This window comes from Micromonospora sp. D75, assembly GCF_018070405.1.
Classification (GTDB): domain Bacteria; phylum Actinomycetota; class Actinomycetes; order Mycobacteriales; family Micromonosporaceae; genus Micromonospora; species Micromonospora chalcea.
Genome location: NZ_JAGPXV010000219.1, coordinates 1 through 8,641, shown reverse-complemented (window position 1 = coordinate 8,641; position 8,641 = coordinate 1). Strand labels below are relative to the sequence as shown.

Below are 8,641 nucleotides of genomic sequence, written 5' to 3'. Positions count from 1 at the left end.
CGAACTCACGCGTGGCTTCGACGACGACGAGAACCTCAGACATGTCAGCGACCTCTCACACGAACTTCTCGGAGGCGAGGAACTCGACCAGCTTCACGCCGCCGTCGCCCTCGTCGGTGATCTTCTCGCCGCCGGAACGCGGCGGCCGCTTGGAGTGCTCCACCACCGCGCTGGTGGCGCCGTCGAAGCCCACCTCGGCCGGGGCCACGCCCAGGTCGCCCAGGGAGAGCGTCTGCACCGGCTTCTTCTTGGCCGCCATGATGCCCTTGAAGGACGGGTACCGCGGCTCGTTGATGGTGTCCCAGACGGAGACCACGGCCGGGGTCGAGGCGGTGACCACCTCGTAGCCCTCCTCGGTCTGCCGCTCGACGGTCAGGCTGGACCCGTCGACGGTGAGCTTGCGCGCGCCGGTCAGCGCGGCCACGCCCAGCCGCTCGGCGATCATGTGCGGCATCACCTGCACCCGGCCGTCGGTCGACTCCGCACCGCACAGAACCAGATCGGCGCCCAACTGCCCGAGCGCCGCGGCGAGGACCTTCGAGGTGGCCACCGCGCAGGAACCGTGCAGCGCGTCATCCACCACATGCACGGCCTTGTCCGGGCCCATCGACAACGCCTTACGGATCGACTCGGTCGCCCGGTCCGGACCCATCGTCAGGATGGTGACCTCACCACCATGCGCTTCCTTGATCTTCAACGCCTCTTCGATGGCGTACTCGTCCATCTCATTGATGACGTTGTTCGCCGAACCGCGGTCGACGGTGTTGTCGTCAGAACGCAGGCTGCGGTCCGCGCCCGAATCAGGCACCTGCTTGACGAGTACGACGATATTCATCGCGCTTCGACGACCCTCCTGTTTGGTGTAGCGATCACTCGCCCGGTCACGGGCGCAGCCTCCCGCGTGACGGAACGTGGGTCAACCGCGGGCAGCTGTGCACTTCCCCACGAGCGCAATGTTACCCGCAAGTAGCATGACGGCCCCCGCCGCCCGCAGTGACGCAGGTCACCGGCATCAGACCGATCCGGCCAGCGCCTGCGTGATCTTCTCGATCGCCGCCGCCTCGGCGGGCTCGATCCCCCGGTGCGCCTGCGCCACCCGCTCCGCGGCGGCCAGCACCACCGACCGGTACGTCTCGGCGTCGGCGGGCGACTTGGCCCGGAGGATCTCCATCGACCGGCCCAGCGCGGGCAGCACCACGGACTCGACCTCCAGGGCCGAGTCCCGGGGCAGCTGCGGCAGCGGGCCGGTGGTGAGCGCCTCCTTGACCACGCCCCCCACCTCGGCGAGCGCGCCGGAGGCGGCGAAGCTCTCCCGCACCATCGCCAGCACCCCGGGTACGGCGTTGGAGACCAGGAAGACCGCGCCGAACGCACCGGTCTTCAGGATGAGCCGCTCGTCCGCCGTCAACCGTTCCATGATCACGGAGTGTAGACGTACGGCGTGGAGGTGGTGACCGCAACGAGTCCGAGCCGCTCCAGGATGGGCCGGCTGTCCGGCGAGCAGTCCACCTGCAGCAGAGTCTTGCCGCGCTGCTGCGCCAGCCGCGCCCGGTACGCCACGAGCGCCCGGTAGATGCCCTTCTTGCGCCACTGCGGCAGCGTCGAGCCGCCCCAGAGGCTGGCGAAGCCGGTGCCGCGCTGGTAGCGGATCCAGCCGGCGCTGACCACCGTCTCCCCGGCCTCGGCCACCACGATCGTGATCGACTGCGGATCGGCCTCGATCTCCCGGGCCAGCCCGTACACCAGGTGGCTGCGGTCCTCCCGCCAGACCTCCTCCTCCATGGCGGCGATGCGCTCCAGGTCGGCCCGGCTGGTGACCTCGCGCAGGCGTACCCCCTCGGGGAGCACCGGAACGGCGGCGGCGAGCGGCGCGACCGGCCCGACCACCACGGTCTCCTGGTCCTCCGGTACGAAGCCGGCGGCGCGCAGCCGGTCGCCCAGGTCGGCCGGCTCGTCGTGACCGGCGAGCTTCCACTCGACCGACTCGCCCCGGGCCCGGAAGACCTCGACCTGCCGGGCGATCAGCGCGTCCAGCTCGGCGCCGGCCAGGCCGTCCAGCGTCCGGTAGGTGAGGAAGCCGCGGTGGTCGAGGCCGAGCACGCGGAACAGCGGGCCGTCGCGCTCCACCGTCACCCCGTCCGGCAGCGGGTCCGGCAGCTCCGGTCGGATCTGTGCGTCGTAGGCGGCGCGCAGCTCACGCGCGTCAAGATCGGTCATCCCCCCAGGCTAGGCGCGGGGCAAAGCGGATAATCGGCAGCGTGTGGGAGTCGATCAAGAACTGGTTCGACCCGCGTGAGCTGCGTTCGGTCGGCAACCCGCCGGACTACCGCTTCTCGCTGGCGAACGAACGGACGTTCCTGGCCTGGCTGCGTACCGGCCTGGCGCTGGTGGCGGGCGGGCTCGCCGCGGCGCAGTTCCTCCCGCCGCTGCGCCTGGCCCACCTGCGCGAGGCGCTCGCGATCGCGCTGCTGCTGCTCGGCGCGACCGTCTCGATCCGGGCGGTCGACCACTGGGCGCGCACCGAACGGGCCATGCGGCTGGACGAGGAACTGCCCGCGTCCCGCTTCCCGGCCGTGCTGGCGCTGATCGTCGCGATCGGCGCGCTGCTGCTGGTGGCCGCCGTGCTGCTGGGTGGCGCGGGATGACCCGCGACCCCGGCCTGCAACCCGAACGTACCCGGCTGGCCTGGCGGCGGACGCTGCTCACGCTGACCGCGGTGCTGCTGCTGCAGCTCCGGCTGGCGTTCACCGGCCGGGTCCTCGACGCGCTGCTGACCGGAGCAGCGCTCCTGGTCTGGCTCGCCGTGCTCGTGGTGACGTGGCACCGGGCCACCGGCGCAGGGCCGCGGCGGTTCGACAGCTGGTCGGTGCCGCTGACCGCGATCGGGGCGGCCGGACTTGCGGTGCTCGGCGTGGCGCACGTGCTGGGCGGGGTGCGCTGACGTGCGCGGGTGAGCCATCATGGGGCATGGCCCGCCTCTACGTGCTGCTCTTCCTGGTTCAGATCGTCCTCGCGGTCGTCGCGCTGATCAGTTGCCTCTCCGCCGACGAGGAGAAGGTCAAGGCGCTGCCCCGGATGATCTGGGTGCTGATCATTCTGTTCTTCCCGCTGGTCGGCTCGATCGCCTGGTTCCTGGTGGGCCGCGAGCACCCGGCCGGAACCACCGGCGTCACCGGCGCGGCCCGGCCCGCCGCCCCGGCCGGTCGCCCGCTCGCCCCGGACGACGACCCGGAGTTCCTCGCCTCGCTCGACGAGCGGTCCCGCCGCGAGGACCAGGAACGGCTGCGGCTGTGGGAGGAGGACCTGCGCCGCCGCGAGGAGGAGCTGCGCCGCCCGGACGACCGGGACCGCCCCGAGGTCTGACACGCGCCGCGGTCAGGCCAGGTTCGACGACCGGGGGTACGCGTCAGCCGGGTCGGTCAGCACGTTCACCAGGTACGGCACGCCCGAGTCGAACGCGCGCCCCAGCGCGGGCCCGAGGTCGGCCGCCTTCTCCACCGTCTCGCCCCCGCCGCCGAGCGCCTCGACCACCTTGTCGTAGCGCAGCCCGGGCTGGAGGTCGGCGGCCACGTCGTAGCCGTACATCGCCCGCATCGGGTGCTTCTCCAGCCCCCAGATGCCGTTGTTGCCGACCACGATCACCACCGGCAGCTTCTGCCGGACCAGCGACTCCACGTCCATCAGCGAGAAGCCGGCCGCGCCGTCGCCCATCAGCACGCAGATCTGCCGGTCCGGGTGGCTGATCCGGGCGCCCATCGCGTAGCCCATGCCGGTGCCGAGGCACCCGTACGGGCCGGGGTCGAGCCAGGTGCCGGGCTGGGCCGGCTCCAGGTAGCGCCCGGCGTACGACACGAAGTCGCCGCCGTCGCCGATGGTGACGGCGTCCGGGGCGAGCACCTTGCGCAGCTCGCCGTAGACGCGGGCCGGGCGGATCAGGTCGCTCTCGGCGGCCATCTCCTCGGCGTCACGAGCCTTCGCCGCGTCCTCGGCGGTACGCAGCTCGGCGATCCAGTCGGCGTGGTCGGCCCGGTCACCGGTGTGGTCGGCGAGCGCGCCGAGGATCAGCCGCAGGTCACCGGCGGGCGCGGCGGCCGGCTGCACGTGCCCGGCCCGCTGGCTGGGCGCGTCCACCACGTGCACGACCTGGGCGTCGCCGAAGTCGCCGAAGGAGAGCCGGAAGTCCAGCGGGGTGCCGATCACCACGACCACGTCGGCGCCCTTGAGCGCGACCCGGCGGGCCTTGGCGAACGCGAGCGGGTGCTCCGGCGGCAGCGCGCCCCGGCCCATCCCGTTTGTGAACACCGGCACCCGCAGCGACTCGGCGGCGGCACGCAGCGCCTCGACGGCGTCGCCCGCGTACACGTCGGAGCCGGCGATGATCACCGGCCGGGACGCGCCGGCGATCAGGCGGGCCGCCTTCGCGACCTCGTCCGGGTCCGGCTCGATCGGCGCCGGCGGCGTGACCGCCGGCAGGTCGGCGTCACCGACCGAGAAGACCGCCTCCAGCGGGAAGTCCAGGAACACCGGGCCGCGGTGCGGGGTGAGCGCGGTGGTCAGCGCCGCCGACACCGCGCGCGGGATGTCGTCGGCGCTGAACACCGTCTCGGCGTGCTTGGTCACCGGCGCGACCAGCGGCAGGTGGTCCATCTCCTGGAGGCTGCCCGAGCCCCAGCGGAACTGCGGGGCCCGCCCGCCGAGCACCAGCACCGGCGAGGCGTTGAAGAACGCGCTGGTCAGGCCGGAGACGCCGTTGGTGACGCCGGGGCCGGCGGTGAGCACGGCCAGGCCGGGGCGGCGCTGGAGCTTGGCCACCGCCTCGGCGGCGAACACGGCGGACTGCTCGTGCCGCACGTCGTAGAGGGGGAAGCCCGCCTTGTGGGCGGCGTCGTAGAGCGGGAAGACGTGCCCGCCGGAGAGCGTGAACATCTCCCGTACGCCGTGCGCGCGCAGTGCCGCGAGCGCCAGATCGCCGCCGTGGCCCTCGACCCGTTCCGTCATGCCATTCCCCTTCATCGACCGACCGGGGTCACGTTACTGGCCGGTACAGCAGATGTGAACAGCTCTCGCGTCAGCGGCCGGTGAAGCCCGGCTTGCGCTTCTCCACGAACGCGGTCATGCCCTCGCGCCGGTCGTCGGTGGCGAACAGCGCCGCGAAGAGCTGACTCTCCCAGGCCAGGCCCGAGGTGAGGTCCATGTCCAGACCCGCGTCGACGGCCGCCTTCGCCGCCCGCAGCGCCTGCGCCGGCCCGGTCAGGAACGGCTTCACGTACGCCACCGCGGCGTCGTAGACCTCCGCGGCCGGCACCACCTGGTCGGCCAGGCCGATCCGCAGCGCCTCGGCGGCGTCGACCATCCGACCCGTCATGATCAGGTCCTTGGCGCGGGCCGGGCCGACCAGGCGGGCCAGCCGCTGCGTGCCACCCGCGCCCGGGATGATGCCGAGCTTGATCTCCGGCTGGCCGAGCTTGGCGTCCTCGGCCACGATCCGCCAGTCGCAGGCCAGCGCCAGCTCGCAGCCGCCGCCGAGCGCGTACCCGGTGATCGCGGCCACTACCGGCTTGGGGATACGGGAGATCGCGCCGAGCGCGCTGGACAGGTCGGCCGCGCGCTCCGCCATGTCCACGTAGGACATGTCGGCCATCTCCTTGATGTCCGCGCCGGCCGCGAAGACCTTCTCGCCGCCGTACACGATGACGGCGCGGACCTCGGCGTCGGCGGTGGCCGCCGCAGCGGCGGCGCGCAACTCCTCCTGCACCTGGGTGTTGAGCGCGTTCATCGGCGGCCGCTCCAGCCGGATGGTGCCGATGCCGTCCTTGGATTCCAGCTTGACGAACTCGCCCACGCTGCCCTCACTTCCTCGTCGAAGTCGCGTGCCAACCTTACGGCTCGCCTCGTTGGGGTAGACAGTGTGGTGTCGGCGACTCCCCAGGTAGCCGCCGGAGTCGCCGCCGCCCCGCCACCGGGAGTGAGCCATGATCACCTACTTCGACGACCGGTCCGTCCAGGTCACCTCCACCACGGTACGGGTGGACGGGCGCACCTACCCGCTCGCCGAACTCACCACCGTGTGGCACCGGCGGGGCGAACGCTCGTGGCGGGTGCTCGCCGGGCGCGGCGCGATCGGGGCCGCGATCGCCGGGCCGCTGGTCACCGCCGTGCTGGGCATCGGGCTGGCCGTGTGGCTGCAACGCTCGGCGGTGGTCACCATCGCCATCGTCGGGATCTCGGTGCTGATCGGCCTGGCCGTCGGGCCGGTGGCCGACTTCCTCTTCGAGTACCTGGACCGCTCCTACGCCCGGGGCAGCCGGGAGATGGAGATGTGGGCCGACTGGCGGGGTCGTCCGGTGCGGCTGCTGCACACCCGGGACGCGATGCGCTTCGGCCAGATCTACCGGGCGGTGCAGCGGGCCATGGAGAGCCTGCCGGCCGCGCCCGGTCGTCCCGCGGCCGACCCTGCCGCGACCGGTCCTGCCGCGACGGGTCAGAACGTGATCGGCTCGTCCGGCAGCAGGCCCAGCCCGCGCAACAGGCCGTAGGTGTCCTGCTCGCCCCAGAACTGGACGATCCGGCCGCCGGCCAGGCGGTACATCTTGCAGGCGCTCTGCACGGTGGTCGCCCCTGTCGCGTCCCGCCGGTACGTCTGCGCCAGCGACACCACCACCCGGTCCCCGGCCGCGAAGATCTCCTGGATCTCCTGGTCGAGCACGGTCAGGCCGGGCGAGGAGACGGCGGCCTCCGGATAGCGGCGACCGCGTACCGCCACGCCGGAACCGTAGATCTCCACGTCCTCGTCGACCACCTCGGCCAGCTCGGTCAGGTCCTTCGTCACGAAGGTTCGCAGGTAGCGCTTGACCACCTCGACGTTGCGCGCCTGCTCGTCGCCGCCGGTTCCGGCCCCGTTCCGGTCCGCCATACCGTCACCCTACCGACGCTCGACCGTCCGGTGTCGACACACGCGGTTAGGCTGATTCATGGCCCTCTATTACCGGGACGACGCGGTGCAGGTCACCTCGGACGCGATCCACGCGGGTGGTCGGGTCGTCGCGCTCGCCGACGTCACGTACGTCTGGCACGAGCGCGGCGCCACCACCCTCGCGGTCCGGGGACGGGTGCTGGGACGCGGGGTGCTGGTCCTGCTGCTGTCGCTGCCACCCCTCGTCGCCGTGGTCTGCGTGCTCTCCCTCGCCTGGTCGGCGCAGGACCGGGGCGAGTGGAAACTGGCCCTGATCATCCTGGCCGCGTTCGTGGTGATCGGCCTGGCGCTCACTCCGTTCCTGGAGGTGCCACTCGGCTGGCTGGACCGCTCCTACGAGCGTGGCAACCGGGTGCACGAACTGTGGGTGCAGCACCACGGCCGGGAGACGATGCTGGTCCGCACGCCCGACGCGCTGCGGTTCGGGCAGATCTACCGGGCCGTGCAACGTGCCGTGGAACAGCAGACCGACCGGCGCTGAGCCGACCGGCGCCGGTCAGGCCAGCGGCAGCGTGGTCGCGATCGGCCAGGCCAGCAGCACCGCCCCGAGCAGCGGCGCGAGCCACCACGGCGCGGCCCGGCGGCGCAACACCGCGGCCCAGGCCGCCTGCCAGGCCACCAGCGCGGCGAACAGCGGCACCACCAGCAGCACGAACCCGGGCGCCAGGCCGAGCACCGCCGCGGCGGCCAGCAACAGCACGGCGATGCCGCCGGTGGCCGCGTAGCGGAGGCCGTCGCCGCCCGCGAGCCGCTCGGCGCCGAGCAGGAACACCAGGCAGCAGAACGCCACCAGGGGCAGCAGCCACCACCGGGCCCCGACCGGCACGGTCGAGGTGAGCCCGAGATGAAGCGGCAGCGCGACGGCGAGCACCGCGTACCCGAGGAACGCGACAGCGACCACCGCGGACCGGACGCCGCTCGCGGTCGGCGGTGTCCCACCGGGGCGCGCGTAGCGTGCCGCGGCGGCCAGCAGCACTCCGGTGAGCAGCAGGAACACCGCGACGTATCCGCCCACGGCGAGCGGCAGGCGGGCGGTCGGCAGCAGCGCGGCGAACACCGCGCCCAGCCCGGCCGCCGGCACCGTCGCGGACAGCCACCAGCCGGTACGCGGACCGCCCGCGCCCGGCCGCGCCCGGCGCGGCAGCAGCGCCGCAAGCGGCACGAAACCCAGCGCGAGCCCGGCCAGCAGCAGCCCGGCGCCGCCCGGCCGGGTCAGCGGGGACGGCTCCGGCCCGCCGGTACGGCCCGGGAGCGCGTCGAGCACCGCGGCGTGGGTACGCGGCGCGAACAGCACCGACACGTGCTCGACGCCGGGCGCCACCACCCGCGTCCGGGAACCCGGTGGCGCGTCCCGGGTCGCCTCGTCGACGGCCTGGCGGAAGCCGGCGAACTCCAGCCCGCCCACCACCAGCGTCAGGTTCCCCGGCCAGCCGGCCGGCACGTCACCGCCGTCGGGCAGCGAGATAGCCACCGTCCGGTCGATCTCCGGATGCGCCACCGCGTACCGGACGACAGCGCCGGCGCCCATCGAGTGCCCGACCAGGACGATCCGGTCCCTGTCGACGCCGGGACGCCCGCGCAGCCACCCGACCGCCACGTCCAGGTCGTGCCGCAGCCGCGCCCGGGCGCGTTCCTCGTCCCGCCCGCCGCCGGGCCGCCGGGCCCCGC

General features: G+C 73.2%; 12 protein-coding genes. 5 read left to right on the top strand and 7 right to left on the bottom strand.

The window, feature by feature from the left end:
- Positions 1 to 55: 55 nt before the first annotated feature.
- The 3 genes from KBX39_RS15280 to KBX39_RS15270 all read right to left on the bottom strand — a co-directional run bounded on the left by KBX39_RS15280 (position 56) and on the right by KBX39_RS15270 (position 2,217).
- Entirely contained in the window at positions 56 to 835 is a 780-nt protein-coding gene (locus KBX39_RS15280) for an electron transfer flavoprotein subunit beta/FixA family protein (RefSeq protein ID WP_113974472.1), read from the bottom strand.
- 177 nt (positions 836 to 1,012) lie between these two features.
- Positions 1,013 to 1,417 (bottom strand): hypothetical protein, encoded by a 405-nt coding sequence (locus tag KBX39_RS15275; RefSeq protein ID WP_113972343.1) that lies wholly within the window; start codon positions 1,415 to 1,417, stop codon positions 1,013 to 1,015.
- A gap of 2 nt (positions 1,418 to 1,419) precedes the next feature.
- Positions 1,420 to 2,217: a GNAT family N-acetyltransferase gene (locus tag KBX39_RS15270; protein WP_030500919.1), complete on the bottom strand. Its 798-nt coding sequence runs from the start codon at positions 2,215 to 2,217 to the stop codon at positions 1,420 to 1,422.
- A gap of 41 nt (positions 2,218 to 2,258) precedes the next feature.
- Here KBX39_RS15270 and KBX39_RS15265 point away from each other — a divergent pair, with 41 nt between their 5' ends.
- From KBX39_RS15265 to KBX39_RS15255, 3 genes are read left to right on the top strand one after another with little or no spacing between them, the layout of a single operon-like run.
- The gene (locus tag KBX39_RS15265) at positions 2,259 to 2,645 is read left to right on the top strand and encodes a YidH family protein (protein ID WP_030500920.1); all 387 of its coding nucleotides are present in this window, start codon (positions 2,259 to 2,261) and stop codon (positions 2,643 to 2,645) included.
- Positions 2,642 to 2,941, top strand: coding sequence for a DUF202 domain-containing protein (locus tag KBX39_RS15260; protein ID WP_030500921.1), 300 nt, complete (start codon positions 2,642 to 2,644; stop codon positions 2,939 to 2,941). Before KBX39_RS15265 ends, KBX39_RS15260 begins: the two co-directional genes overlap by 4 nt.
- Before the next feature lie 26 nt (positions 2,942 to 2,967).
- Positions 2,968 to 3,363, top strand: a complete 396-nt coding sequence (locus KBX39_RS15255) for a PLD nuclease N-terminal domain-containing protein (RefSeq protein ID WP_210871165.1) — start codon at positions 2,968 to 2,970, stop codon at positions 3,361 to 3,363.
- Between the two features lie 12 nt (positions 3,364 to 3,375).
- Here KBX39_RS15255 and KBX39_RS15250 read toward each other — a convergent pair whose 3' ends face one another.
- Positions 3,376 to 4,998, bottom strand: a complete 1,623-nt coding sequence (locus KBX39_RS15250; protein ID WP_210871163.1) for an acetolactate synthase — start codon at positions 4,996 to 4,998, stop codon at positions 3,376 to 3,378.
- A 70-nt stretch (positions 4,999 to 5,068) separates the two neighbouring features.
- On the bottom strand, positions 5,069 to 5,842 hold the full coding sequence (locus KBX39_RS15245) for an enoyl-CoA hydratase-related protein (protein WP_043326074.1): 774 nt from the start codon (positions 5,840 to 5,842) through the stop codon (positions 5,069 to 5,071).
- A 130-nt stretch (positions 5,843 to 5,972) separates the two neighbouring features.
- Here KBX39_RS15245 and KBX39_RS15240 point away from each other — a divergent pair, with 130 nt between their 5' ends.
- Complete coding sequence (locus tag KBX39_RS15240) at positions 5,973 to 6,536, top strand: DUF6232 family protein (protein WP_043326076.1); 564 nt, start codon at positions 5,973 to 5,975, stop codon at positions 6,534 to 6,536.
- On the opposite strand, the gene KBX39_RS15235 is transcribed toward KBX39_RS15240, so the two are convergent.
- Positions 6,482 to 6,913, bottom strand: coding sequence for a nuclear transport factor 2 family protein (locus KBX39_RS15235; protein ID WP_209960301.1), 432 nt, complete (start codon positions 6,911 to 6,913; stop codon positions 6,482 to 6,484). The two genes, KBX39_RS15240 and KBX39_RS15235, sit on opposite strands and share 55 nt — an antisense overlap.
- Positions 6,914 to 6,971: 58 nt before the next feature.
- Between KBX39_RS15235 and KBX39_RS15230 the strand changes: the two genes are divergently transcribed.
- Entirely contained in the window at positions 6,972 to 7,454 is a 483-nt protein-coding gene (locus tag KBX39_RS15230) for a DUF6232 family protein (RefSeq protein ID WP_064446971.1), read from the top strand.
- Between the two features lie 15 nt (positions 7,455 to 7,469).
- Here the strand turns inward: KBX39_RS15230 and KBX39_RS15225 are convergent.
- Positions 7,470 to 8,641 (bottom strand): dienelactone hydrolase family protein (locus tag KBX39_RS15225; protein ID WP_210871161.1); only part of this gene is annotated, 1,172 nt, incomplete at its 5' end.

Excerpts from the sequence above, each read along its gene's own strand:
- KBX39_RS15260 (WP_030500921.1), top strand. The coding sequence starts at position 2,642 with ATGACCCGCGACCCCGGCCTGCAACCCGAACGTACCCGGCTGGCCTGG.
- KBX39_RS15255 (WP_210871165.1), top strand. The coding sequence starts at position 2,968 with ATGGCCCGCCTCTACGTGCTGCTCTTCCTGGTTCAGATCGTCCTCGCG.
- KBX39_RS15275 (WP_113972343.1), bottom strand. The coding sequence starts at position 1,417 with ATGGAACGGTTGACGGCGGACGAGCGGCTCATCCTGAAGACCGGTGCG.
- KBX39_RS15270 (WP_030500919.1), bottom strand. The coding sequence starts at position 2,217 with ATGACCGATCTTGACGCGCGTGAGCTGCGCGCCGCCTACGACGCACAG.
- KBX39_RS15280 (WP_113974472.1), bottom strand. The coding sequence starts at position 835 with ATGAATATCGTCGTACTCGTCAAGCAGGTGCCTGATTCGGGCGCGGAC.
- KBX39_RS15240 (WP_043326076.1), top strand. The coding sequence starts at position 5,973 with ATGATCACCTACTTCGACGACCGGTCCGTCCAGGTCACCTCCACCACG.
- KBX39_RS15230 (WP_064446971.1), top strand. The coding sequence starts at position 6,972 with ATGGCCCTCTATTACCGGGACGACGCGGTGCAGGTCACCTCGGACGCG.
- KBX39_RS15235 (WP_209960301.1), bottom strand. The coding sequence starts at position 6,913 with ATGGCGGACCGGAACGGGGCCGGAACCGGCGGCGACGAGCAGGCGCGC.
- KBX39_RS15250 (WP_210871163.1), bottom strand. The coding sequence starts at position 4,998 with ATGACGGAACGGGTCGAGGGCCACGGCGGCGATCTGGCGCTCGCGGCA.